The sequence below is a fragment of the Jiangella mangrovi genome (assembly GCF_014204975.1).
GTDB classification, from domain to species: Bacteria; Actinomycetota; Actinomycetes; order Jiangellales; family Jiangellaceae; genus Jiangella; species Jiangella mangrovi.
The window spans coordinates 3603967-3627231 of record NZ_JACHMM010000001.1 but is presented as its reverse complement, the minus strand read 5'-3'; the positions used below and the strand labels follow the sequence as shown (position 1 = coordinate 3627231).

Annotated in this window: 23 protein-coding genes; 10 read left to right on the top strand and 13 right to left on the bottom strand. The window is 71.3% G+C overall.

Annotated elements, in window-relative coordinates; genetic code table 11:
- The first annotated feature begins 128 nt into the window (after positions 1-128).
- From HD601_RS16755 to HD601_RS16740, 4 genes are all read left to right on the top strand, one after another.
- Positions 129-872 (top strand): SRPBCC family protein, encoded by a 744-nt coding sequence (locus HD601_RS16755; RefSeq protein WP_184823668.1) that lies wholly within the window; start codon positions 129-131, stop codon positions 870-872.
- 34 nt (positions 873-906) lie between these two features.
- Complete coding sequence (locus tag HD601_RS16750; RefSeq protein WP_184823666.1) at positions 907-1965, top strand: zinc-dependent alcohol dehydrogenase family protein; 1059 nt, start codon at positions 907-909, stop codon at positions 1963-1965.
- A 13-nt stretch (positions 1966-1978) separates the two neighbouring features.
- Positions 1979-2179, top strand: coding sequence for a hypothetical protein (locus HD601_RS16745; RefSeq protein WP_184823664.1), 201 nt, complete (start codon positions 1979-1981; stop codon positions 2177-2179).
- 65 nt (positions 2180-2244) lie between these two features.
- On the top strand, positions 2245-2733 hold the full coding sequence (locus HD601_RS16740) for a hypothetical protein (protein WP_184823662.1): 489 nt from the start codon (positions 2245-2247) through the stop codon (positions 2731-2733).
- Here HD601_RS16740 and HD601_RS16735 read toward each other — a convergent pair.
- Positions 2690-5290, bottom strand: coding sequence for an HAD-IC family P-type ATPase (locus HD601_RS16735; RefSeq protein ID WP_184823660.1), 2601 nt, complete (start codon positions 5288-5290; stop codon positions 2690-2692). The two genes, HD601_RS16740 and HD601_RS16735, sit on opposite strands and share 44 nt — an antisense overlap.
- Before the next feature lie 2 nt (positions 5291-5292).
- Positions 5293-5754 carry a CBS domain-containing protein gene (locus HD601_RS16730; RefSeq protein WP_184823658.1) on the bottom strand — a complete coding sequence of 154 codons (462 nt, stop codon included), beginning with the start codon at positions 5752-5754 and terminating at the stop codon, positions 5293-5295.
- A gap of 170 nt (positions 5755-5924) precedes the next feature.
- Between HD601_RS16730 and HD601_RS16725 the strand changes: the two genes are divergently transcribed.
- Positions 5925-6422, top strand: coding sequence for a flavodoxin family protein (locus tag HD601_RS16725; protein WP_184823656.1), 498 nt, complete (start codon positions 5925-5927; stop codon positions 6420-6422).
- 38 nt (positions 6423-6460) lie between these two features.
- Positions 6461-6880 (top strand): pyridoxamine 5'-phosphate oxidase family protein, encoded by a 420-nt coding sequence (locus HD601_RS16720; RefSeq protein ID WP_221441058.1) that lies wholly within the window; start codon positions 6461-6463, stop codon positions 6878-6880.
- Here the strand turns inward: HD601_RS16720 and HD601_RS16715 are convergent.
- Together HD601_RS16715 and HD601_RS16710 are read right to left on the bottom strand one after the other, a co-directional pair.
- Positions 6832-7395 (bottom strand): HAD family hydrolase, encoded by a 564-nt coding sequence (locus HD601_RS16715; protein WP_184823654.1) that lies wholly within the window; start codon positions 7393-7395, stop codon positions 6832-6834. The two genes, HD601_RS16720 and HD601_RS16715, sit on opposite strands and share 49 nt — an antisense overlap.
- Before the next feature lie 3 nt (positions 7396-7398).
- Entirely contained in the window at positions 7399-8301 is a 903-nt protein-coding gene (locus tag HD601_RS16710) for a universal stress protein (protein ID WP_184823652.1), read from the bottom strand.
- Positions 8302-8481: 180 nt separating this feature from the next.
- Between HD601_RS16710 and HD601_RS16705 the strand changes: the two genes are divergently transcribed.
- Together HD601_RS16705 and HD601_RS16700 are read left to right on the top strand one after the other, a co-directional pair.
- Positions 8482-8757, top strand: coding sequence for a dsRBD fold-containing protein (locus tag HD601_RS16705; protein WP_184823650.1), 276 nt, complete (start codon positions 8482-8484; stop codon positions 8755-8757).
- 5 nt (positions 8758-8762) lie between these two features.
- Positions 8763-9371, top strand: a complete 609-nt coding sequence (locus tag HD601_RS16700; RefSeq protein WP_184823648.1) for a hypothetical protein — start codon at positions 8763-8765, stop codon at positions 9369-9371.
- A 24-nt stretch (positions 9372-9395) separates the two neighbouring features.
- On the opposite strand, the gene ppsA is transcribed toward HD601_RS16700, so the two are convergent.
- The 6 genes from ppsA to gap are packed head-to-tail and all read right to left on the bottom strand — an operon-like array spanning position 9396 to position 17218.
- On the bottom strand, positions 9396-11777 hold the full coding sequence (gene ppsA, locus HD601_RS16695) for a phosphoenolpyruvate synthase (RefSeq protein ID WP_184823646.1): 2382 nt from the start codon (positions 11775-11777) through the stop codon (positions 9396-9398).
- Entirely contained in the window at positions 11774-13408 is a 1635-nt protein-coding gene (locus HD601_RS16690) for an NAD(P)-binding protein (RefSeq protein ID WP_184823644.1), read from the bottom strand. The genes ppsA and HD601_RS16690 overlap by 4 nt, the downstream gene beginning before the upstream one ends.
- The gene (locus HD601_RS16685; RefSeq protein ID WP_184823642.1) at positions 13408-14421 is read right to left on the bottom strand and encodes a thiamine pyrophosphate-dependent enzyme; all 1014 of its coding nucleotides are present in this window, start codon (positions 14419-14421) and stop codon (positions 13408-13410) included. The genes HD601_RS16690 and HD601_RS16685 overlap by 1 nt, the downstream gene beginning before the upstream one ends.
- 12 nt (positions 14422-14433) lie before the next feature.
- The gene (locus HD601_RS16680) at positions 14434-15615 is read right to left on the bottom strand and encodes a transketolase C-terminal domain-containing protein (protein WP_184823640.1); all 1182 of its coding nucleotides are present in this window, start codon (positions 15613-15615) and stop codon (positions 14434-14436) included.
- Positions 15608-16189 carry a 2-oxoacid:acceptor oxidoreductase family protein gene (locus tag HD601_RS16675; protein ID WP_184829979.1) on the bottom strand — a complete coding sequence of 194 codons (582 nt, stop codon included), beginning with the start codon at positions 16187-16189 and terminating at the stop codon, positions 15608-15610. Before HD601_RS16675 ends, HD601_RS16680 begins: the two co-directional genes overlap by 8 nt.
- 27 nt (positions 16190-16216) lie before the next feature.
- On the bottom strand, positions 16217-17218 hold the full coding sequence (gap, locus tag HD601_RS16670; RefSeq protein ID WP_184823638.1) for a type I glyceraldehyde-3-phosphate dehydrogenase: 1002 nt from the start codon (positions 17216-17218) through the stop codon (positions 16217-16219).
- A gap of 197 nt (positions 17219-17415) precedes the next feature.
- Between gap and HD601_RS16665 the strand changes: the two genes are divergently transcribed.
- Both HD601_RS16665 and HD601_RS16660 read left to right on the top strand, forming a co-directional pair.
- The gene (locus tag HD601_RS16665; protein ID WP_184823636.1) at positions 17416-18360 is read left to right on the top strand and encodes a universal stress protein; all 945 of its coding nucleotides are present in this window, start codon (positions 17416-17418) and stop codon (positions 18358-18360) included.
- A gap of 120 nt (positions 18361-18480) precedes the next feature.
- On the top strand, positions 18481-19146 hold the full coding sequence (locus HD601_RS16660) for a GyrI-like domain-containing protein (RefSeq protein WP_184823633.1): 666 nt from the start codon (positions 18481-18483) through the stop codon (positions 19144-19146).
- Between the two features lie 108 nt (positions 19147-19254).
- Here the strand turns inward: HD601_RS16660 and HD601_RS16655 are convergent, their stop codons facing one another.
- The 3 genes from HD601_RS16655 to HD601_RS16645 form a co-directional block, all read right to left on the bottom strand.
- A complete protein-coding gene (locus tag HD601_RS16655) occupies positions 19255-19887 on the bottom strand; it encodes a DUF305 domain-containing protein (RefSeq protein ID WP_184823631.1) in 633 nt (210 codons plus the stop codon).
- Positions 19888-19975: 88 nt separating this feature from the next.
- A complete protein-coding gene (locus HD601_RS16650) occupies positions 19976-20332 on the bottom strand; it encodes a VOC family protein (RefSeq protein WP_184823629.1) in 357 nt (118 codons plus the stop codon).
- A gap of 186 nt (positions 20333-20518) precedes the next feature.
- Positions 20519-23155, bottom strand: a complete 2637-nt coding sequence (locus HD601_RS16645) for a bifunctional acetate--CoA ligase family protein/GNAT family N-acetyltransferase (protein WP_184823627.1) — start codon at positions 23153-23155, stop codon at positions 20519-20521.
- Positions 23156-23265 lie beyond the last annotated feature (110 nt).

Genomic DNA, 23265 nt, shown 5'->3' with positions numbered 1-23265 from the left:
CATGGCCCGGGATCCGGTGGCAGAGGAGATGGTCGCGGGGGCTGCGGGCCCAAGGGCAGGACCCATGCCGCGCCCCACCGGGACGTTGTGCCCTCCCAGGTGCGGTCCGCCGGTGATGTCGTCGAAACATGGAGACGCAGCTACAGGAACGCGCCACGGACGCCGGGCGCGGGACGGAACGTCGCTGGCCGCTGATCGCCGCCGCGACGCTCGCGGCGTCCACTACGGCGGCCGTCGTCGCGCACGCACGGCTGCGGAACTGGGGCGCTATGGCGGAGGAATCGGTCCGCCAGCTCCCCGGCGACGAGTTGATCTTCGACGCCGACTCCGCCACCACCCGCGCGGTCACCATCAACGCGCCACGCGAGGAGGTCTGGCGCTGGCTCGTGCAGATCGGCCAGGACCGCGGCGGCTGGTACAGCTACGACTGGCTGGAGAACCTCCTCGGCCTCGACATCCACAGCACTCGTGACGTGCGCGAGGAGTGGCAGCGGCTCGCGGTCGGTGACGAGGTCCGAGCGACCCCGCCCGGCGCGATCGGTATGAAGGAGGGTTACGCCTTCCGGGTCGAGCACGTGGAGCCCGGTAGCGCGCTGGTGTTGCGGCAGCAGCCACCCGAGCACCCGTGGAACGCGACGTGGGCGTTCATCCTGGTCGACGATGCACCCGGATCGTGCCGGCTGCTGGTCCGCACGCGCTCGAAGCGCATGCCCGGGCTCGTGAGCCGACTGACCTGGGTCGGCGGTGAGCTGATGGACCCGATCGTGCTGATCATGACCCGCCGGATGCTCCTTGGGATCCGCGAGCGCAGCGAGTCCGCCCACGACCTGCAACTCCGCGGGCACCCGTCCGAAATGGTCACCCAAGCCTGACCACATCGCACCAGAGATCCCTGAGGAGGGAATCATGAAAGCGCTCGTGTACCACGGCCCCGGCCGACGGTCCTGGGAGGACGTTCCGGATCCGGCGGTCAAGAGCCCGGACGACGCCATCGTGCGTGTCGACTGTGTCACCATCTGCGGCACCGACCTGCACATCCTGAAGGGCGACGTCGCCACCGTCGAAACCGGCCGAGTGCTCGGCCACGAGGCCGTCGGCACCGTCGAGGAGATCGGCAGCAACGTGCACAACGTCGCCGTCGGCGACCGCGTGCTCGTCTCCTGCATCACCGCCTGCGGCCGCTGCCGCTTCTGCCGCGAGGGCCGCTACGGCCAGTGCCTCGGCGGGGGCGGCTGGATCCTCGGCCACCGCATCGACGGCACCCAGGCCGAGCGCGTCCGCGTCCCGTTCGCCGACACCTCGGTCTACCGGCTTCCGGACCACGTGCGCAGCGAGGACGCGGTCATGCTCGCCGACATCCTGCCCACGTCCTACGAGGTCGGCGTCCTCGCCGGCGCCGTCCAGCCCGGCGACACCGTCGTCATCGTCGGCGCCGGGCCGATCGGCCTGGCCGCCGTCATCACCGCCAAGCTCCTGAGCCCGTCGCACATCGTCGTCGTCGACCCGGCCCCCGGCCGGCGCGAGGCCGCCGCCACCTTCGGCGCCGACCTCCAGCTCGACCCCGGCACGGACGACGTGCTCGGCCGCGTCCGGGAGCTGACCGACGGCCTCGGCGCCGACGTCGCCGTCGAGGCGGTCGGTATCCCGCAGACGTTCGAGAGCTGCGTCGAGCTGGTCCGGCCGGGCGGCCACGTCGCCAACGTCGGCGTGCACGGCGCACCCGCGACACTGCACCTCGAGACAGCGTGGATCCGCGACCTCACCATCACCACGGGCCTGGTCGACACCCGCACCACGTCCGTGCTGCTGCGCATGCTCGCCGCGGGGCAGCTCACTCTGCCCGGCCTGGTCACGCACCGGTTCGGCATGGAGGAGATGCAGGACGCCTACGACGTCTTCTCCCGTCCGTCCGAGACCGGCGTCCTGAAGGTCGCGCTCTTCGGCGTCCACACCGGCATGGAGTGAGTGACCACTCCCGATGCCCGACCTCCATCTGTGGTGGCTCGCCGAGACGCTGACGTGCGAGTACGCCGGCGCAGTGGCTGCTGATGTCGTGGTGCGGGCCGTCTCCTCGGCGGCCCGCACCCTCCGCGATCTGGACCTCAGCGACGACGTCTACTGGGACCTCACCGAGCAGACCGCCCGCCGCGAGCTCACCAATCTCCTCGCCCGTCTCTGACACCAGACGCGCAGTCGACCTTCGCCACGGCAAGCGGGTGCCGCGAGAGGTCCTACCCTGGCGCCATGGCAGTCGACCCCGCCCCGCTCCCCCTCGACGACGAGGCCCTGCGAGCCATCGGCGTCATCGCCGTACAGTCGGCCCGGGTCGAATGGCAGCTGACCGGAATCCGGGCCGTAGTCGACCGCTCGATGTCCCATGAGGAACACCTCCGTCAAGGTAAGGCCAAGGCTCACGCCAAGACGATTCGGGCGTACCTCCAAGAACACGAATCCTGGGCCGGACCCGAAGCTACCGCCGAATGCATCCAGTGGGCCGATGAGGCCGCTCAGCTTCTCTTCGAACGAGGGAATCTGGTGCACAGCGGATGGGTGACCACGACCGACGACGACGGAGTTTTCCATCTCACTCGGCGGCACATGAAGACCGGCGACGAGTATCCGTTCAGCCATACAGACCTCGAAGAACTCGGTCACAAGCTCGGGATGCTGGCCACCACAGGCCACATGTTCATGGCCGTCGCGATGACGAAGCTGTTCGACGCTGACGAGTGATCAAAGCCCCTCGCACCGCCTTGTCAACGGCGTCGGAGGCGAGGAGGCCGGCGGCGCCGGCAAGAGCGACCGCCCACCCGACCACCGTCGGGCCCTGGTGGTCGAAGGCCTCGGCGAGGGCGGGCACGTAGACGACCAGAAGCGACACCGTCAGCGCCAGCGCGACCGCCGGCAGCAGCAGCCGATTGCTCATCCAGCCGAGCTCGCCAGGGCGGCGGGTGGAGCTGCGGCAGCCGAAGGCGTTCGCGGACTGCGCCACCACGACGGCCATGAAGGCGGCGCCTGACGCGGCCAGCTGGGTCGAGCCGCCGGGGAACGGGTCGCCTGGGCGCCAGCCCGCCGCGACGAAGGTCAGCACGAACGCAGCCATCGAGAACAAGGTGATGGTCGGGCCGAGGACGCCGAACGCGCGCCGCGCGACGGTCCGGTCGAGGAGACGCCCCGTCACCGGTGGCCGGTCGAGCACGCCCTTGGACGGGGGCTCCGCGCCCAGGGCGACCGCCGACCAGGTATCGGTGCCGATATCCAGCGCGAGGATCTGTAGCACGCCGAGCGCGAGCGGGAACTGCCCGCCCGACAGCATCCAGACGACGAACGGGGTCAGCTCGGCGACGTTGTCGGACAGGTGGTAGGTGAGGAAGCGGCGGATGTTCAGGAAGGTGGCGCGGCCCAGCTCGACGCCGGCGACGATGGTCGCGAAGTGGTCGTCGAGGAGCACCAGGTCCGACGCCTCGCGCGCCACGTCGGTGCCGGATCTGCCCATCGCGATGCCGATGTCCGCCTCGTGCAGCGCCGGGCCGTCGTTGACGCCGTCACCGGTCATCGCCACGACGTGACCGCGGGCTCGCAGGGCGCGGGCGATGCGCAGCTTGTCCTCTGGAGAGACCCGGGCGACGACGACGCCGTCACGATCCAGCAGTGCAGCGAGGACGGCCTCGTCGTCCGGCAGGTCGACGCTGACATGCACCGGGTCATCGGGACGCCTAAGCCCCACCTCCGCCGCGATCGCCGCAGCCGTCGCCGGGTGGTCGCCGGTGATCATGGCGACCTTGATGCCTGCGTGGCGGCACGCCGCGATGGCCTCATGCACGTCCGCGTGCGGCGGGTCCTCCATCCCGAGCAGGCCGTACAGCTCGAGGCCGTACTCGGCCTCAGCCGCCGACGACGGCACCCTCGCGCCCACCGGCCGGCCGGCGACGGCGAGCACCCGCAGACCGCGATGGGTCAGCGTCGCCAGGGCGGCGACCGCCGCACCGCCACCCTCATCGACCTCGACGCCGCACAGCGGCAGGACGGCGTCCGGCGCGCCCTTGACGAGCACCTCGTCGCCGGCGACCACTGACATGCGCCGCCGCCGCGGGTCGAACGGGAACCGTGCGACGACGTCACCGTCCGTCTCGGCCCCGACACGACGGGCCAACGCATCCAGTGCCGCCTCCATCGGGTCGCCGTGTGCCCGCCACTCCCCCTCGACGCGGTGCACGTAACCGGTGGAGCACAGGACTCCGGCTCTCGCCGCCCGCCGCACGGCCGCAGCCACGGACACGCCGTCTTCGTACTCGACGACCGCGTCCGGCGCGTAGCCGGGCGTGCGGATGCGCGCGCCGCCCGATGGGGTCCAGACCTCGACCACCGTCATCTGGTTGAGGGTGAGCGTGCCGGTCTTGTCGGTGCAGATGAACGTCGTGGAGCCGAGCGTCTCGACGGCGTCGAGGTTGCGGACGAGGGCCTTCTTCCGCGCCATCTGCTCCGCGCCCCACGCCAGTGACAGCGTCACCGTCGGCAGCAGGGCTTCGGGCACGAGGGCGACGGTGACGCCGATGGCGAACACGAGCCCGTCAGACGCCGGCTCGCCCGTCAGCATCGCGACGGCGAAGAACGCGCCGCCAACCGCCAGGGCGATGGCTGCGATCGTCCGCACCACACGCCGCAGCTCTAGCGTGAGTGGGCTGGCCGGCGGCGCGGACGCTGTGGTGAGGTGCGCGATCCAGGCGAGTCCGGTGCCGGCGCCGATGGCCGTGACTCGTGCGGATGCCTCACCTTCGACGAGGAAGGTGCCGGCATGCACCTCGTCGGCGACGTCGACGGCGACCGGCTCGCTCTCGCCGGTCAGGAGGGAGGTGTCGATCCGCAGGCCTTCCGCCGTGACGACGGTGCCGTCCGCCGGGATCCGGTCGCCGGACTCCAGCGAGAGCAGGTCGCCGACAACGACCTCGCTGGCGTCGACCTGTTGCGGACGGTTGTCTCGGATGACGGTGACGGCCAGCGGCAACAGGTCACGCAATCGGTCCGCGGCGCGGCCCGCGCGGCTCTCCTGCACGAACGCGAACACCGCGTTCAGGACGATGACGACGACGATCGCGATGCCGAGCTGCGGCAGGCCGGCGACGAACGCGAGCGCCGCCGCGGCCCAGAGCATGATGGCGAAGAAGTGGACGAGCTGGTCGATGAGCCGGCGCAACGCTGAACGCCGGGCCGGTGTGGGCAGCCGGTTCGGCCCGTCCCGGGCGAGCCGGGCGGCCGCCTCGGGCGCGGTCAGGCCCCGTGCGGTCCTCACGGTCACGATGCCAGGCCCGCCGTCTCGGCCGCCGCATGTGCAGGGCGCTCCGCGCGGCCCACGAGCGCGCGCATCTGCGGGCGCCCACCGGCGACGGCGGCCAGCACGTCCCGTTCGCTGACGATGCCCACCAGTGCGCGGCGCGAGCTCAGAACGGGCAATGCGGTGAACCCGCTGTCGAGCATGATCCGGGCGGCCAGCCCGACCGGGGCGTCCTCGAGGATCCGTGGCCGTAACCGGCCCAGGAGCAGCTCGCCGAGCGTTTCGCGGAAGGGTGGTTCGCCGCGCTCGCACCAGGCAACCGCGACGTCCTGGACCGAGACCACGCCGTGCACCCGTCCCGAGTGGCTCACCACCGCGACGTGCTCGGTCCCGGTGCGGCGCATGAACTCCCACGCCGTCACGCAGGGGGTCGACGCGTCCATCACCTGGACCCGCCGGCACATCACCTCGGCGACGGTCACCGACATGGCACCTCCCCTCTCCTGATTCCACGCTAGGCCCGCGTCGAAAGCTCGTCAGTAGCCGAAAGTCCCGAGGTCAGAGGCCCAATGTGGGTGGTGTCGGGACGCCGGGAGAGCGAGAGTCGAAGCATCGAGAAGAGCTCCGTTCGAGTATGTGAGGAGGAGCTGTCATGCACGCACTCGTCGTCTACGAGTCCACGTTCGGCAACACCCAGACCATCGCCGAGGCGATCGCTGACGGACTGGCCCGGAGCATGACCGTCGATCTCGTCGAGGTCGGTTCTGCAGGAACGTCGCTCGCCGGCGTCGACCTCTTGGTGGTCGGCGGGCCGACCCACGCCTTCAGCATGAGCCGGGCCTCGACCCGCAGGAGCGCAGCGGAGCAGGCACCCGGAGGTGTCATCTCGAAGACCACCGGCCTGCGCGAGTGGCTGTCGACGGTGGACGCATCGGACACGATGGTGGCGACCTTCGACACCAAGACCGACAAGCCACACCTGCCCGGCTCGGCGGCGAAAGCCGCCCGGCGCGTCCTGCGCCACCGCGGGTTCCACCCGGTGGCGGCAGCGGCCAGCTTCTATGTGACCGGGACGACGGGTCCGCTCGTCGACGGTGAGGGGGAGCGCGCCCGCCGCTGGGGCGACCAGATCGGTCTCGCCCTGTCCTAGGGGGCGCGCTGCCACTCGCCACGAAGGAGGTGACCGTCGTGACCACGGATCCCCGGACGGGCATGACTGTGCTGGACGAGGACGCCTGCTGGAGCCTGTTGGGTTCCGCGAGCATCGCCCGGGTGGCCGTGGCGATCGCGGGCGACGTCGAGGTGTTCCCAGTGAACATCGTCGTCGACGAACGCACCGTCGTGTTCCGCACTGGCGAGGGCACGAAGCTGGCCGCCTCGGTGATCGCGCCGCGGGTCGCGGTCGAGGCCGACGGCGTCGATCCGGCCAGGGGCCGGGCGTGGAGTGTCGTGGTCAAGGGCCGGGCGGAGCGGCTGGAACGGTTCACCGACATCTACCGCGCCGAGGACCTGGCACTCCCGTCCTGGACCGAGCACCCGAAGCAATGGTTCGTCCGCGTCTACTGCGACCAGATCACCGGACGGTCGTTCCAGACAGCATCGGCCTGACCTCGTCGCGCCTGCACCAGCCGGAGCGGCGTCCGCTCCACGAGCAGCACGTCTGACATCGAGGAGACGACCACGGTCGCGCCGGCGTCGTACAGCGCCCCCGCCAAGTCGCCGCCCCGGTCCACACCGATGACCACACCGAATCCGCCGGTGTGCCCGGCCCGTACGCCCGCGACGGCATCCTCGACGACCGCGCAGCCGGCCGGGCGCGCACCCAGGCGGCGCGCGGCCTCCTGGTAGGCGGCGGGGAACGGCTTGCCGGGGAGACCGAGCCTGTCCAGGTCCGCTCCGTCGACCCGCACGTCGAGAAGTCCGGCGACCCCGGCCGAGTGCAGCACTTGGACGCGGTGCCGGCTCGACGACACGGCCGCTGTCGGCACGTATCGCAGCCGCAGCTCACGAAGGACTCGCACGGTATCGCCGTACACGTGCGCCTCTGCCGTCCCCTTCACGATGCTGTCGACGTCGAAGATCACGGCATCGAGCCGGTCGAGGTACAGCGTGACCGTGGTCATCGGTCAGGCCCTGGGATCTCGGATGACGGTGACGGGGATCGGCATGCGGCGCAGGACGCTGCGCGCTACCGAGCCGAGCAGCATTCCGGTGACCCGTCCGTGGCCGCGGCCGCCGATCACGGCGAGATCCGCCCCGGCCGCGTACTGGGCGAGAGCGAGCGCCGGGTGGCCGTACTCGACCGCCGTCGTCACCTCGACATCGGGGAACTTCGCGAGCCACGGATTCACCGATGTCAAATAGACCTCAGCAGCGGCCTCCTCATAGCGGGCGGTATCGGGACGCAGGGGTCGGTCCGTCGGGTAGCCGAGGGGCAGCTGCATCGCGTGGACGGCGACGATCCTCGCACCTCGTTCGGCCGCGAGTCTGAATGCGTACTCCACGGCAGCTTCTCCGCGAGCGGAGCCATCGACACCGAGCAGCACGCAGTTGCGCGCCCGCGCGGGGGCTTCCCAACTCTCCGGAACGATCGTCAGCGGCACCCTCGCGTGAGCGGCACACGCCAGCGACGTCGAGCCCATCACGAGCTCGGCGAACCGTCCCAGCCCTTGCCTGCCGACGACGAGCATCGGCGCTCGCATCGAGGCACGCAGCAGGATCCGCGGCACCAGGCCGTAACGCAGGACTGTGCGCACGTCGAGATCGCCGAATCCGCTGGTGGCCAGTCGGTCCAGGGCCTCGTCGAAGATGTCGTCGGCAAGCTCCTGCGGTGCGGTGTCGAGGACCGCCAGCGAGTAGCGGTCGCCCGGGTGGGCGTACACCAGGGTCAGGCCGCAGCCACGGGTCCGGGCCTCCGAGGCGGCCCAGTCCAGTGCGACCAGCGCGCTCGGAGAGCCGTCGAGCCCGACGACGATCTGCCGGGCGTTCACCGGCGCCACGTGTTCGGCGGGAATGGGTGTTGTCGTCATGTCTTCAGCACACCGCCGCGACGCTGCGCGCGGCAGAGCAGCGTGGCCCGCGAGGCTGGGCCGAAGGTCCAATGCGGCGGTCACCCATCGGCCCTGGGGCACGGCCGCCACCGGCCGTAGCGTCGAGATTGAGGACGTGGTGCCATGCCACGCCCGTCCGGCTCGGCTCGAGGAGAGATCATGGCCGTCACCAAGCACTGGACCGTCGACCTCTACATCGGCGAACACGAGAACGGCGTGACCTTCGCCGAGGCGCGCCTGATCACCCACGCCACCGACGGGCTCCGCGCGGTCGGCAAGGCGCGTCTCAACCCTCACGACGCGAACGTGCCGGAGGTCGGTGACGAGATCGCCGCCGCCCGGGCGCTACGCGTGCTCGCCGACGACCTGCTGGACGTGGCCGCAGACGATGTGGAGGACCTCACCCACCAGCCCGTCCATCTCGAGAGCCGGTGAGTCCCATGCGTATCCTGCTCTCCGCATCCGTGCCGGGCACCGACTCTGTCGATGTCCTCGACCGGCTGCGCCGTGCCGGCCACACGGTGTACACCTGCCGCGGTGGGGCGCGCTGCGCGCTCGCGCTCGGCGGGGCGTGCCCGCTGGCCGACCACATGGTCGACGTGGTCGTGCACGTCCGGGCTCGGCCGGAGCCGCCGGTCGACCAGGACCGGCCCTTCCTGTGCGCCGTCGTCGCCGAGGTCCCGACCGTGCTGTGCGGGTACCCGTCGGTCGAAGGGCCGTGGTCTCGTGCCGACGCACACTGCTCTCCGGCCGGCGTCGTCGACGCGGTCGAGAAGGCGGTCCGGCCCACGTCGCCCACCGCCCACAAGCGGGTCCGGGAAGCCATCGCCGACGTGCTACGGCCCCACGGCCTTTCGTCTCCACGCAGGGTGGAAATCACCATGGACCACGACGTGGTGAACGTGTCGCTGACCTTCGATCGGCGGGTACCGGTCATCGTCCGCGAGCAGCTGCGACCGGCCGTTCGGACGGCGCTGGCGACCCTCAGCCCCTACTGGGCCTACGCACGAGTCTTGATCACCGAGGACGTCCCCACACCGGCCGGTTGACTCGGCCGCCGACGCCGGCGCCGCTTACGCGGCGTCGGCGTTCTCCTGTTCGGCGGCGGCCACATGCTGGATGACGCTCAGCAGGCTGTCCGGAGTCACGGAGATGGAGTCGATGCCGGCGCGGACCAGTGTCCTCGCGAAGTCCGGATCGTCGCTGGGCCGCTGACCGCACAGTCCGACGGACACGCCGGCCCCATGCGCGAGGTCGATGAGGCGCCTGATGCTCCACTCGACGGCGGCGTCGCGTTCGTCGAACAACGGGGCCAGGATGTCGGAGTCGCGGTCGACGCCCAGGGTCAGCTGGGTGAGGTCGTTGCTGCCGATGGAGAAGCCGTCGAACAGCTCGGCGAACCGGGCGGCCAGGATGATGTTCGACGGGATCTCGGCCATGACGTAGACCTTCAGGTCGTTCTCGCCGCGGATGAGGCCGTCGTCGGCCATGGTGGCGAGCACCTGCCGTCCTTCGTCCAGGGTGCGGCAGAACGGGATCATCACGATGACGTTCTGCAGGCCGATCTCGTCGCGGACCCGGCGGATCGCGCGGCACTCGAGCGCGAACCCGTCGCGGTAGCCGGGCGAGTAGTAGCGGCTCGCGCCACGCCAGCCGAGCATCGGGTTCTCCTCAGTCGGCTCGAAGACGGCGCCGCCGATGAGGGTCGCGTACTCGTTGGTCTTGAAGTCGCTCATCCGGACGACGACCGGGTGCGGCCAGTGAGCGGCGGCGATCCGGGCGATGCCGTCGGCGAGCCGATCGACGAAGTAGTCCGCCGGGCTGAGGCTGCCGTGCGTCATCCGTTCCACCCGCTGCCGGGTCGGTGCGTCGAGCCGGTCCGGGTGTGCCAGGGCCATCGGGTGGACCTTGATGTGGTTGGCGACGAGGAATTCCATCCGCAGCAGCCCAACGCCGTCGGCGGGCAGCCGCCACCAACGGAATGCCGCGGCGGGGTCGGCCACGTTGAGCATGACGCGGGTGCGTGTCTCGGGGATCGTGGCGAGGTCGAGGTCCTCCTCGCTGTAGGCGAGCCGGCCGCGGTAGACGTGGCCTTGGTCTCCTTCGGCGCAGGAGACGGTGACGGGTTCGCCATCGGCCAGGACGGTGGTGGCCGAGCCGGTCCCGACGACGGCGGGGACCCCGAGCTCGCGGCTCACGATCGCCGCATGCGAGGTGCGGCCGCCGTGGTCGGTGACGATCGCCGCGGCCTTCTTCATGATGGGTTCCCAGTCGGGATCGGTGATCCCGGTGACCAGGACGGCGCCGTCGGGAAAGGCGTCGATGTCGGCGGCGCTGGACAGCTTGCAGACGACGCCGCTGCCGATCGCATCGCCGACCGCGAGTCCGCTGACGACCGGTTCGGCCGTCTCACGGAGGCGGTAGGTGCGCATCATCGTCGCGTGCCGGCGGGTCTGCACGGTCTCCGGCCGGGCCTGAACGACGTAGAGCGCGCCGGTCCGGCCGTCCTTGGCCCACTCGACGTCGACGGCGGTGCCGTAATGGTGCTCGATCGCGACGACCCAGCGGGCGATCCGCAGGATCTCCTCGGTCTCGAGCACCCATGCGTCGCGCTCCTCGACGCTCGTCGCCACGGCCGTGGTGCCTCCGGTCGCCCGATAGACGACCTTCTGCTCCTTGCGGCCCTTGGCGCGCGAGATCACCGGGCGAACGCCCGGCTCATCGAGCAACGGCTTGAAGACGACGTACTCGTCGGGGTCGACCGCCCCGCTGACGACGGACTCGCCGAGGCCCCAGGCGGCGTTGACCAGCACCACACGCGGGAAGCCGCTCTCGGTGTCGATCGAAAAGGCGGTGCCGGCGCCGGCACGGTCAGCGCCCACCATGAGCTGCACCCCCACGGACAGTGCGACATCGAGTTCGCCGAAGCCGAGGTCACGGCGGTAACTGATGGCACGATCGGTGAACAGCGACGCGAAGCAGCGCTGGGTGGCCGCGACCACCCCGTCCAGGCCCCGGATGTTGAGGAAGCTCTCCTGCTGCCCGGCGAAACTGGCCTCGGGCAGGTCCTCGGCGGTGGCGCTGCTGCGGACGGCCACGGCCGGCTCGTCGTCACCTGTCGCCGCGCCGAGGTCGCGGTAGAACGCGGCGATCTCAGTGACCAGCTCGCGCGGCAACTGCCCGTGTCGGATGAGCGTTCGCACCCGTTCGCCGACCTCGGCCAGCGGTGCCCCGTGGTCGAGCCGGCTGATCTCGGCGGCGATCCGTTCCGTCAGCCCATTGGCCTCCAGGAAGAGGCGGTAGGCGTCTGCGGTGACGGCGAAACCGGGTGGGACGGGTATTCCGGCGTACGTCAGATGCCGGGTCAACTCGCCCAAGGAGGCGTTCTTGCCGCCGACCAGCGCGACGTCCGCGCGCCCGACCAGATCGAACGGGACGACCAGCGTGGTGCTCATGACGACTCCTGTCGCTGTTCGGGGATCATGGTGATGGCGCCGGCCGGGCACTCCGCGGCGCAGAGGCCGCAGCCCTTGCAGTACTCGAGGTCGATCTCGTATCGCCGGCCAGGACCGAGCTTGATGACGGCGTCGTCGGGGCAGACGCTGTAGCAGTTGTCGCACTCGAAGCAGCCGCCGCAGGACAGGCAGCGGCGCGCCTCGAACAGCGCCGTCGCGGCGTCCAGGCCGGTGACCACCTCGTCGAACGTCGACGTGCGCCGCGCGGCCTCGAGCTTCGCGCGATGCTGGTGGGGCGCATCGGTGTAGTACCAAGTGTTGAGCACGTCGAACCCGGCCTCCTCGATCGGTACGGCTGGGTCAGTGCCCGTCTCCCGCAGCCAGGCGTCGATGGACGCCGCGGCCCGGCGGCCGTGGCCGACGGCGCTGGTGACAGTGCGGTCGCCGGAGATGGCGTCGCCACCGGCGAACACGCCGGGCAGGCCGGTCATGAAGCAGGCGTCGACGACGATGCGGCCGCGCGCCGTCGCGACGGCCGGCTCGCGCGATACCAGCCTGAGGTCGCTGTCCTGCCCGAGCGCCAGCACGACGGCGTCGGCGTCGAGCTCGTCGAACTCGCCGGTCGGCTGCGGGAAACCGGACTCGTCCAGCCGCATCCGCTCGACGGTGATACGGCCCTCGTCGGCCTGGGCGATGGTGGAGAGCCAGCGCAACCGCACGCCCTCCTCCTCGGCCTCGGCAACCTCGGACTCGTGCGCGGGCATCCGGTCGCGGGTGCGCCGGTAGACGATGACGGCGTCGGCCGCGCCGAGGCGCCGGGCAGTGCGCGCGACGTCGACGGCGGTGTTCCCGCCGCCGTAGACGGCCACGCGGCGGCCGAGCAGCGGCGGCGCGCCGCCAGCGGTGCGGCGCAGGACGGACAGGGCGTCGAGGATGCGTGCGGAGTCACCGGCCGGCACGTAGGTGCGGTGGCTGAGCTGGGCGCCGACGGCGAGGAAGACCGCGTCGAATCCCTCGGCCTCTCGCACGGCGGCGACGTCGTCGACCCGGGTGTTCAGCTCCAGCGTCACGCCCATGCCCAGGATGCGGGCGACCTCGGCGTCCAGAACGTCGCGCGGCAGCCGGTAGGCAGGGATGCCGAAGCGCATCATGCCGCCGACCGCCGGGCCGGCGTCGCGGATCGTCACGTCGTGCCCGTGCAGGCGCAGGTGGTAGGCGGCGGCCAGCCCGGCCGGCCCGGCCCCGACGACGAGCACGTGCCGCCCGGTTGCCGCGCCCGGGGCGACGGCCCAGCCGGCGTCGATGGCGTGGTCGCCGAGGAACCGCTCGACCGAGTTGATGCCGACCGTCTCGTCGAGCTGCCCGCGGTTGCAGGCGGTCTCGCACGGCCGGTAGCAGACCCGGCCCATGATCGCGGGGAACGGGTTGACGGTCATGATCTCCCGCCAGGCCGCTTCGTAGTCACCGTCCTGGGCGAGGTGCAGCCACTCGCGCACGTTCTCCCCAGCGGGGCAGGCGGCGGCGCAGGGCGGGAACAGGTCGCGGTAGACCGGGCGCTCGACGCGCCAGGCGCCGGTCCGGTTCGTCCGACTCGACGCCGAGCCGAGTGTGATGGCGAACGGCGTGTCCATCAGGGCACCTCCTCTGCGTCCCGCGGGCTCAGCAGCCCGTAGCGGACGATGTTCCGGTCGGCCTGGGCCTGGATCCGCGCGATGACATCGGTCCGGCGCCGCGGCCGGAACAGGTGGGCGTAGCGGCTCTGCCGGCACAGGTAGTCGACGACGCGGGCCGGCCGACGGATCGTGGTGACCGCGGTGATCTCGCCGTGCTCGGCCTCGTATACGGGGAACAGCCCGCACTGCGTGGCGAGGCGGGCGAGGCGGATGGTGTCGTGCGCCTCACTACCCCAGCCGAGCGGGCAGGGCACCAGCACGTGCAGGTACCGCGCGCCGTGCAACTGCATGGCGCGGGTCACTTTGTATTCCAGGTCGCGCAGGTCCGCGACGGTGGCCGTCGCGACGTACGGGATCTCGTGCGCCATCGCGATGGCCGGGACGTTCTTGCCCTGCCCGAACACGTTGCCCGGCTCCGGGCCGACTGCCTGGGTCGTCGCCGTGCGAGCGGCCGGCGGCGTGGCACCGGAGCGCTGCACGCCGGTGTTCATGTAGGCCTCGTTGTCGTAGCAGACGTAGAGGACGTCGTCGTTGCGCTCGAACATGCCGGAGAGGCAGCCGAAGCCGATGTCCACGGTGCCGCCGTCGCCACCCTGGCCCAGGACGCGGATGTCGGTGCAGCCCTTGGCCCGCAGGGCGGCGGCCACGCCGGTCGCGACGGCGGGCGCGTTCCCGAACAGCGAGTGCAGCCAGGGCAGCTGCCACGCGCTCTCCGGGTACGGCGTCGAGAACACCTCGAGGCAGCCGGTGGCGTTGACGGCGATCAGCCGGTTGCCGGTGGCACGCAGCGCGGCATCGACCACCCAGCGGGCACCGAGTGCCTCGCCGCAGCCGCGGCAGGCACGGTGCCCGCAGGTCAGCGCGTTGGCGCGATCGGGCTGGGCCTGACCGGACCGCCGCTCGAGGTTCAGCAACCGGTTGCCGGCGACCAGGCTGCCGGTCTGCTGATGTGCGATCTGCTGGACGGCCATGGGGCGCCTCCTTCAGCGGGCGGTGGCGCGGGCGAGCTCGCGCTCGACGTTCGTCAGATCGAGGTCGAGGAAGGTCAGCGGCTCGAGCCTGGCGCCGTGCGCGTCGCTCAGCACGTCGCGCAGCGAGGCCTTGGTGATGGGTCGGCCGCCGAGCCCGGCCACCACGGTCGAGCACGGCGTGCCCGGGACGGCGGCGCGCACGTCCGGCGTGACGATGCCGCCGGTGCCGGCCGAGAACGCTCGCTCGACCACCACGACGCGGCGTGCCGACCCAAGTGCGGCACGCACCGCATCGAACGGGAACGGCCGGTAGGTGGTGATGCCGACGACGCCCACAGGCACGCCGTCGTCGCGCAGCTCGTCGGCCACGTCCTTGACGGTGCCGAGGACGGATCCGAGCGCGACCACGACGGTGTCGGCGTCATCGGTGCGGTACGGCCGCACCAGGCCGCCGGTGTCCCGGCCGAAGGCCGCGGCAAAGCCCGCCCTGATCGCCGGGATCGCGTCGAGCGCGCGCAACTGGTTGACGTGGGCGAGGTAACGGACCTCCGTGAACGCCTCGGGACCGACCATCGCACCGATGGTGACCGGATCGGAGGGGTCCAGTGCCTGGCGCGGCCGGTACGGCGGCAGGAACGCGTCGACGACGTCCTGCTCGGGGACGTCGACCTCCTCGAAGGCGTGAGTCAGGACGAAGCCGTCCATGCACACCATGACCGGCACCGACAGCCGCTCCGCCAGCGCGAACGCCTGGACGTGCAGGTCGGCGGCCTCCTGGTTGTCCTCCGCGTAGAGCTGGATCCAGCCGGCGTCGCGCATGACCATCGAGTCGCTGTGGTCGTTCCAGATGTTGATGGGCGCGCCGATGGCCCGGTTGGCGATCGTCATGACGATCGGCAGACCCAGCCCGGCCGCGTTGTAGACAGCCTCGGCCATGTACAGCAGTCCCTGGCTGGCGGTCGCCGTGTACGCGCGGGCGCCGGCGGCCGACGCGCCGATGGCGACGGACATGGCAGCGAACTCGGACTCGACGTTGATGAACTCGCAGGGCGCGAGCGCACCGGACTTCACGGTCGCGCTCAGCGCCTCGACGATGTGCGTCTGCGGCGAGATCGGGTAGGCGCAGATCACCTCCGGCCGGCACACGGCCACGGCGGCGGCGACGGCCTGCGAGCCCTCGATCTGCCTACGCATGAGATCTACTCCCCAGCTCGGCATGGACCAGGTCGCAGGCCTCGGCAGCGGCGGCGAGGTTGCCCTCGACGAGACCGTCGCCGAACCGGCCCCTGATGGCTGCCAGCACGGAGTCGACGGACACCACCCCCGTCAGGGCGGCGAAGGCGCCGAGCAACGCCGCATTGGGCACTGGGCGGCCGATGTGCCGCTCCGCCAGCTCACTGGCAGGGACCGTGGCGACGTGGCCCGGCAGATACCGGCGCAGCCGCTCGCCGATTCCCAGCTCGGCCGGACCCGACGGCGCGTTCAGCAGGACGTAACCGCCGTCCTTCAGGCCGGCGAACACGTCCATCGCCTCGAAGAGGGTCAGGTCCTGAACGATGATCGCGTCCGGACTCAGCACCGGCTCGCGCAGCCGGATCGCGACGTCGGCGATCCGGCAGAACGCGACCACCGGCGCGCCCGTGCGCTCCGAGCCGAAGCTCGGGAACGCCTGCGCGTGCCGGCCCTCGGCGAAGGCGGCGACGGACAGCAGCTCGGCCGCTGTCACGACACCTTGGCCTCCGCGCCCGTGGATCCGCACCTGAAACATGGAGCTGGACATCACGCCGCCCTCGAGTCAGAGCCGGTCGGCCACGTAGGTGGTGAGGTCGGCGAGCTGAGCGGTGTAGCCCCACTCGTTGTCGTACCAGCCGAAGACCTTCACCAGGTCGCCGTCGGCCGCGGTGAGACTCGAGTCGAACAGGCACGCCGCAGAGTCGCCGATGACGTCCCGCGACACGATCGGCCGGGTGACGTAGGAGAGCCGGCCCGCGAGCAGTCCGCTGCCGGCCGCCAACTGGAAGGCCTGGTTCACCTCGGCGGCCGTGACGCCGCGTTCGAGCACGACGGCCAGATCCACCAGGGAGCCGTCCTCGACGGGCACCCGCAGCGCCACCCCGTCCAGGCGGCCGGCCAGCTCAGGGATCACGACGCCCACGGAGCGGGCGGCGCCGGTGCTGGTCGGGATGATGTTCACCGCGGCGGATCGCGCACGGCGCAGGTCCTTGTGCGGGCCGTCCAGCAGCTTCTGGTCGCCGGTATAGCCGTGCACCGTCGTCATGAAGCCCTTGACGATCCCGAACGCGTCATTCAGCACCTTGACCATGGGGGCGACGCAGTTCGTCGTGCAGGATGCGTTGGAGACGACGTCGTGGACCTCGGGGTCGTAGATGTGCTCGTTGACACCCATCACGAGGGTGACGTCGACGCTCTTGCCGGGTGCGGAGATGAGGACCTTGCGCGCGCCGGCCTTGAGATGCGCGGCCGCGTCGTCCCGCGTCCGGAACCTGCCCGTGGACTCGATGACGATGTCCACACCGAGCTCGCCCCATGGCAGGCGCTCGGGCTCTCGCTCGCCGAACACCTCGATCCGGTGCCCGTCGACGAGGAGCGCCGACTCGTCGGTCTCCACTTCCTGGCGCAACCGGCCGTAGGTGGAATCGAAGGCGAGCAGATGCGCCAGCGTCCCGACGTCCGCAACGTCGTTGACGGCGACCACGTCGATCCCCCGGCCGAGCACGGCGCGCAGGTAGGTGCGCCCGATGTGGCCGAATCCGTTGATGCCCACTCGTACGGTCATGATCCGCCTCCGCGTCTGGTTCGACTTCTCACCTCCAGCCTTCGCCGCGGGCGGCCGGGGCCACAGAGAAGGAGGTCCCCGCGGCTCGGGCCCAGGGACCCGACCCTGCGGCCCTACCCGGCCGGCAACAGCGGCAGGACGGTGATGACGACGACGGCGACGACATGCGCGTCGTCCCGGGTACCAGGAGGCCGACCATGTGGACCGCACTCAGAGCAACCGACCGGCCGATCGTCGTCGGGATCGACGGCCGGCCGGACAGTGAGAATGCCCTGCGGTGGGCGGTGACGGCCGCACGGCTGCACCGCGTACCGCTGCGCGTCGTGCTGGTCGCCGACGCGCCCGAGGTACAGCGCTACGTGCCCTATCAGCCGACCCGTGACGGCGAGACCTTCCTGCTCCCTGCCAACCCCGGCCGGCATCCCTCCGACGACGACCTGGACCGGGCTCTGTCCATCGCCCGGCTGCAGTTGCGGCCCGAGTCGGTGAGCGGGCGGCGGGCCCCCGGCTCAGCCGCGACCGCTCTGATCGAGGACGCTGCCGACGCCGCCATGCTCGTCGTCGGTACCCGCCGACGCGGACCGGTCGCTGCCGCTGCGCTGGGTTCGGTGAGCGCGACGGTCGCGGCCCACGCGCGGTGCCCGGTGATCGTCGTCGGAACCGAGCCCGCCGCCGGGTCCGACGGCCTCCCGATCGTCGTCGGTATCGCCGACGACCGTGCCGCCGACGGCGTGCTCGACTTCGCGTTTCGCGAGGCGGCCGCCCGCGGGGTGCCGCTCGTCGTGCTGCACGCCGGCCGGCCCGACCTCGGCGAGCCGCGGCATCCCGACGCCCACTTCGGCGGCATGGTGCCGCGGCTGGCCGCGCGACTGGCGAACTACGCGGCCCGCCATCCCGGTGTGCAGGTGGCCTCGCATCTCTCCGCTGCAGGCCCCGGCGCCGACCTCGCCGCCGCCAGCGCGACTGCGCAGCTGGTGGTCGTCGGATCGCGCGGCCGCGGCCGCGTGTCCGGCCTGGTGCTCGGCTCGGTCGGCCAGCATCTCCTGCACGAGGCGCGGTGCCCCGTCGCCGTCGTGCACCCTGGGCACGCACGGACGCCGCAGCGAGCGACGACCCGGTCCGCTTCGGGCACTCCCTCCTAGAGCCGAGGGCTTCGGTCCCGGCGGCGCCGGGACCGACGGCTCTGTCGGCGGCCTTCCCCGGAGCGGATCATCGACAGTGACGCCCACCAGTCAGGAGGGCGAAACCCCGGAGCGTTGGGGATGGCGGCCGAAGGGCCGCGAAGCGCACCATCGCCGCGATGGGTCAGCTCCGGCGGGATCACACCGGCTGGTGGGCGCCGCAGCGGGCACATGTCTCGATCCCGGCCGGAGGCGATCACGGTGAGCATCCAGGAACGCACCCGCGAGCTGCGAGAAGCCTCCACGAGCCCGTCGAAACGCTACAAGATCGCCAGACGCGACCTGATCGAGCAGCCCACGGCCGTCGTGCGGGCTCACGTCCCGGCCGACGATCTGGGCGGCTGGCTCGGCATCGCACATCACCTGGTCGCGCGATTCCTGCGCCGCCACGGCCTGAAGCCCGCCGGACCGCCGTTCGCACGACTGGCCATCATCGATGGCACCGCGGTCGTGGAGGCGGGCTTCCCCGTGAACCGGCCAATCGACACCGACGGAGAGGTCGAACCCTCGAGCCTCCCAGGCGGCCCAGCCGCCGTCACCACGCACCGTGGCCACTACGAGGGACTCGAGACCGCCTTCGAGACGCTGGCGAACTGGGTGACCACTCACGGCCGCGCGCCAGCCGGGCCACACTGGGAGATCTACGAGACCGATCCCAACGCCGAGCCCGACCCGCGGCGCTGGCGTACCCAGATCGTCGTGCCATATCTGCGGCGCACGGTCCGCCCATGGTGGCGCCGCCGGTAACGGCCGGGAGATGTCCGGTCATCCATCGGCAGCCTTGCGACGGGTGCGTCCCGAGCGCGGCGCGGTCCTAACGAGGTGAGGCCCTGGAGCCGGCGGCTCAGGCCATGATCACCGCATCGCTCCTGGGCCCATGTCGCGCCAGTCGAACCACTGCGCGAGCCAGCGCTGCATGTCCACGATCTCAGCGTGCTGGTCGTCGCGGATCGTTCGGGCCAGCTCGGCCACCTGCTCATGCACGCCGCCTCCCCACAACAGCTGCTGTGACCACATCACCGCGACCATGTGGTGGCCGATCATCTCGCGCAGGAAGACCTCGTCGAGCTCGTCACCGGACAGCCCCGACAGGTCGCGCATCATCGGCCGATAGCCGTCGGCGTCCCGCTGGTGCCCCGGGTACCAGGCTCGCAGCCAGGTCCGCATCTGCTGGATCTGCGCTGACTGAGTCTCGACGATCGACTCACCGAAGCGCCGCATTTCCGGTCGGTCCGACCTGGCCAGCTGCCGCGCAGCATCGACGGCCTCCTCATGGTGAGCGACCATCTCGGCCAGATACTCCGGCTCACCGCGAGCATCGAGCCGGCCCATCATCCCGCTCGCCATCGAGCCCCACGAATCGTGGGGCCGGCCCCGGTCGACGTCACTCTGCGAGAAGCCGTCCGGGATGGAGGATCGCGTCATGGCGAATGCACCCAGTGCCGTCACCAACACGATCACGACCAGACCGGCCACCAGTATGGACATCCGTCTCATGGGAACCTCCCGGGTCTCGTCGCGCCTCACGGCGTGCTATTGGCCAGCGCCGGCGCCGGCCGTTGTTCGCGCCGGATGATCACCCGGTGGCCGTGGTGAACAGGCCGACGACGTGGCCCTCGGGATCGGTGAACATGGCGAACTCGCCGATGTCACGGATGGCCGTCGGCTTGACGATCGTGCTGGCGCCGAGTTCTTCGGCACGCCGCAATGTGTCGTCGAGGTTCTCGACAGACACGTAGACAGTGACGTACGGCGGCACGTCCTCGGGCAGCTGCATGATGCCGCCGCCCATGCCGTCCTTGCCGGTGTCGGCCACGACTGGGTAAGCCGGGTCGGTCTCGTCGAAGGTCCAACCGAACAGTTCCCGGTAGAAACCGGCGAGCCGGCCGGCGTCGCGGGAACCGATCTCGAAGTGGACCACTGGGTTGACCATGGTGCTCACCTGCCGATCTCTCCTACACGACGATCGTCGCGCCACGTGCCGAGAGCCGTTAGGGGCCATGGTCGCCGGCCGAGGACCGATGGTCCTCATCCGCGGTACCCGGGCGGTGTCGCGGCCGCCTCGGGTCGTCACCTCGGACGGCGGCCTGATGTCCTGAGGCACGGGCCGCTCGGCTGGTCAGCGCAGTCGCCGCAGAAACGGGTCCCACGTGGGGTGTGGCTCGACGCGCACCCGGGCGTCGACGGCCACGACACCGTCGGGCCGGGCGATGACCGGGTTCAGGTCGATCTCGGCGATCTCGGGATGGTCGGTCGCGAGGCGGGCGAGGCGGACGAGAACCTCCTCCAACCGCGCCAGGTCGACGGCGGGGTGACTGCGATAACCCAGCAGGACCGCCGCGATCCTCGGCGATCGCACGAGTTCGGCCGCGTCGACGTCGGTCAACGGGGCCAGCCGGGCGGCGCGGTCCGGCAGCACGTCGGTCGTCACGCCACCCGAACCGAACACGACGAGCGGGCCGAACGTCGGCTCCTGCACGACCCCGGCCAGCACCTCGACGCCGTCGGACGCCATCTGCTGGACCTGCGCGCCGCGGAGCCGGTCGCCGAACCGTCCGATCAGCTCGCCGTAGGCCGCGCGGACCGCCCTTTCCGTCGCCAGGCCGAGGATGACGGCCCCGGCGTCGGACTTGTGCACGATCCCGACGACGTCCGCCTTGAGGCCCACCACTCCCCCGAGCTCGGCCGCGGCGCGGGCGGCGGCGTCCTCGGTCGTGGCGAAGCGCACGCCGACCATGGGGATGCTGTAGGTGGTCAGCAGCTCGAACGCGGCAGTCGCGTCCAGCCAGCCACCATCCGGGCGGGCGTCGAGACCATCGGCGATGATGGCGGCGGCGCGGGTCCGGTCGATGCCGTCGAGGACGGGAACCCGGCCCTCGGGACGCGTCAGCCATTTGGCACGATCGGCGGCCCGTCGCAATGCCCAGGCGGCCGCTTCCGGCCCGGCGTACCAGGGCACGCCGTCGCGGACCGTGACCGTCTCGGCCTGGTCGATGGCGACCGCTGCGATCGGTGTGCCCGCGATGGACCGGACGCCGGTGCCGGGGTCGCTGACCGCCGTCGGGACGGTGACCGCGACGATGGCGTCGACCTCCTGGGCCCCGGCCACCATCGCGATGCACCGCGCGAACAGCTCCGCGGGCACCGCGGCGGTCGTGTCGACCGGGCCGGCGCAGGCGGCACCCGCCGGGAGCAATGTGCGCAACCGCTGTCGCGTCTCCTCGGCCAGCGATGCGACCTCGAGGCCGGCGTCGGTGCAGGCATCCGCGGCCAGCACCCCGGCGCCGCCGGCATTGGTCACCACCGCGACTCGGTACCCGGCCGGAAGCGGCTGGTGCCCGATGAGTGCGACGGTGTCGATCAGCTCGCTGAGGGTCGTCGTGGTGATGACACCGGCCTGGCGGAACAGCGCCTCGCGGGTCACCGCAGGTGTGGCCGTCGCGGCGGTGTGGGACACCGCGGCGCGCTGTCCTGCATCGGAGCGGCCGGCGAGCACCGTCAGCAACGGCATCGTCCGCGCCAGCCGGCGCGCGACGCGCGAGAACTTGCGCGGGTTGCCGAACGACTCCAGGTACAGGATGCCGAACCGGGTGGCGCCGTCGGTCTCCCACCAGCGCATCAGGTCGTTCCCGCTGACGTCGTACTTGTCGCCGACGGAGACGAACGAGGACACGCCCAGGTCGAGCCGGTCCAGGTGCTCGAGCAAGCCGATGCCGACGCCGCCGGACTGCACGACGATGCCAGCCCCGCCCGGACGCGGTGGCCGCACGCCAAAGGTGAGATCCAGTCCGGCGGTCGTGTCCACGACGCCGAAGCAGTTGGGCCCGACGAGCCGCATGCCGTAACGCCGACAGGTCGCGAGCAGCTGTGCCCCTGTGGTCGCGTCGAAACCGGAGGTGACGACGACCAGTGCACGCACGCCCCGCTCACCGCACTGCTCGGCCACGCCACACACGACGCCGGCGGGCACAGCGACCACGGCCAGCTCGGGTGCAGTTGGCAACGCGAGGACGGACGGATGGCAGGCGACGCCGGCAACCGTCGTCGCCCTCGGGTTCACGGCGTAGAGGTCGCCGGTGAAGCCACCGGCACGGGCGTTGCGCAGGATGGCGTGGCCGACGGCGTGCTCGTCCCGGCTGGCACCGACGATCGCGACGGAGGCGGGCCGCAACAGCGGCCGCAGGCTCTCGACGTCGGCACGCCGTTCCCGGTCCGCGACGGCGTCCAGGTATCGGTCGTCGACGTCGAGCGGGACGGTGAGCTCGACGATGCCCGACCGCACGGTGCTGGTGGCTGGGAGGCCGGCGTCCGCGAAGACCTGCAGGACGGCGTGATTCTGCCCGAGGACCTCGGCGCGGAAGGCCGTCACGCCGTGGGCACGAGCGCGCGAGGCGAGGTGCTCGATGAGCAGGGTACCGATGCCCCGATGATGGAGATCGTCGGCGATGACGATCGCGATCTCCGCGACGCCGTGCCGGTCGGGCGGCTCGTAGTGGACCACCCCCACGATGCGCCCGCCGAGGCACGCCACCAGAGCGTTGCCGGCCAATTCGGGCGCCGCGCAGATGCGCTCAGCCATGTCGACCGCCACGCGCGCATTGGAGCCGAAGAACCGCAGGTAGAGGTTCTCCGGCGACATCCGCCGGTGCAGCTCCAGCAGACCGGCGAGATCGCCGTCGCCCGGCACTCGGATCTCCACGGTGCGTCCGTCCGTGAGCAGGGCGAAGGTCGACGTCGTGTCCGCAGGTGCCGTCATCGGATCCTCCCGGGTCTCTCACCGGTGACGCTAGAGCGGCCGCGGTCGTCGGCGATCGGGCCCAAGGTCCCGCGTTCGCGGCCTTCCGGCTCTACGCCGTGGCACGACCA

What these genes read in the sequence shown, in the direction of transcription:
- HD601_RS16705 (WP_184823650.1), top strand. Translation starts at nt 8,482, where the DNA reads ATGGCCGTCACCAAGCACTGGACCGTCGACCTCTACATCGGCGAACAC.
- HD601_RS16675 (WP_184829979.1), bottom strand. Translation starts at nt 16,189, where the DNA reads ATGTTTCAGGTGCGGATCCACGGGCGCGGAGGCCAAGGTGTCGTGACA.
- HD601_RS16645 (WP_184823627.1), bottom strand. Translation starts at nt 23,155, where the DNA reads ATGACGGCACCTGCGGACACGACGTCGACCTTCGCCCTGCTCACGGAC.
- HD601_RS16715 (WP_184823654.1), bottom strand. Translation starts at nt 7,395, where the DNA reads ATGACCACGGTCACGCTGTACCTCGACCGGCTCGATGCCGTGATCTTC.
- gap (WP_184823638.1), bottom strand. Translation starts at nt 17,218, where the DNA reads ATGACCGTACGAGTGGGCATCAACGGATTCGGCCACATCGGGCGCACC.
- HD601_RS16655 (WP_184823631.1), bottom strand. Translation starts at nt 19,887, where the DNA reads ATGTCCATACTGGTGGCCGGTCTGGTCGTGATCGTGTTGGTGACGGCA.
- HD601_RS16680 (WP_184823640.1), bottom strand. Translation starts at nt 15,615, where the DNA reads ATGCGTAGGCAGATCGAGGGCTCGCAGGCCGTCGCCGCCGCCGTGGCC.
- HD601_RS16740 (WP_184823662.1), top strand. Translation starts at nt 2,245, where the DNA reads ATGGCAGTCGACCCCGCCCCGCTCCCCCTCGACGACGAGGCCCTGCGA.
- HD601_RS16685 (WP_184823642.1), bottom strand. Translation starts at nt 14,421, where the DNA reads ATGGCCGTCCAGCAGATCGCACATCAGCAGACCGGCAGCCTGGTCGCC.
- HD601_RS16725 (WP_184823656.1), top strand. Translation starts at nt 5,925, where the DNA reads ATGCACGCACTCGTCGTCTACGAGTCCACGTTCGGCAACACCCAGACC.
- HD601_RS16745 (WP_184823664.1), top strand. Translation starts at nt 1,979, where the DNA reads ATGCCCGACCTCCATCTGTGGTGGCTCGCCGAGACGCTGACGTGCGAG.
- HD601_RS16660 (WP_184823633.1), top strand. Translation starts at nt 18,481, where the DNA reads ATGGCGGCCGAAGGGCCGCGAAGCGCACCATCGCCGCGATGGGTCAGC.
- HD601_RS16690 (WP_184823644.1), bottom strand. Translation starts at nt 13,408, where the DNA reads ATGGACACGCCGTTCGCCATCACACTCGGCTCGGCGTCGAGTCGGACG.
- HD601_RS16650 (WP_184823629.1), bottom strand. Translation starts at nt 20,332, where the DNA reads ATGGTCAACCCAGTGGTCCACTTCGAGATCGGTTCCCGCGACGCCGGC.
- HD601_RS16700 (WP_184823648.1), top strand. Translation starts at nt 8,763, where the DNA reads ATGCGTATCCTGCTCTCCGCATCCGTGCCGGGCACCGACTCTGTCGAT.
- HD601_RS16755 (WP_184823668.1), top strand. Translation starts at nt 129, where the DNA reads ATGGAGACGCAGCTACAGGAACGCGCCACGGACGCCGGGCGCGGGACG.
- HD601_RS16665 (WP_184823636.1), top strand. Translation starts at nt 17,416, where the DNA reads ATGTGGACCGCACTCAGAGCAACCGACCGGCCGATCGTCGTCGGGATC.
- ppsA (WP_184823646.1), bottom strand. Translation starts at nt 11,777, where the DNA reads ATGAGCACCACGCTGGTCGTCCCGTTCGATCTGGTCGGGCGCGCGGAC.
- HD601_RS16750 (WP_184823666.1), top strand. Translation starts at nt 907, where the DNA reads ATGAAAGCGCTCGTGTACCACGGCCCCGGCCGACGGTCCTGGGAGGAC.
- HD601_RS16710 (WP_184823652.1), bottom strand. Translation starts at nt 8,301, where the DNA reads ATGACGACAACACCCATTCCCGCCGAACACGTGGCGCCGGTGAACGCC.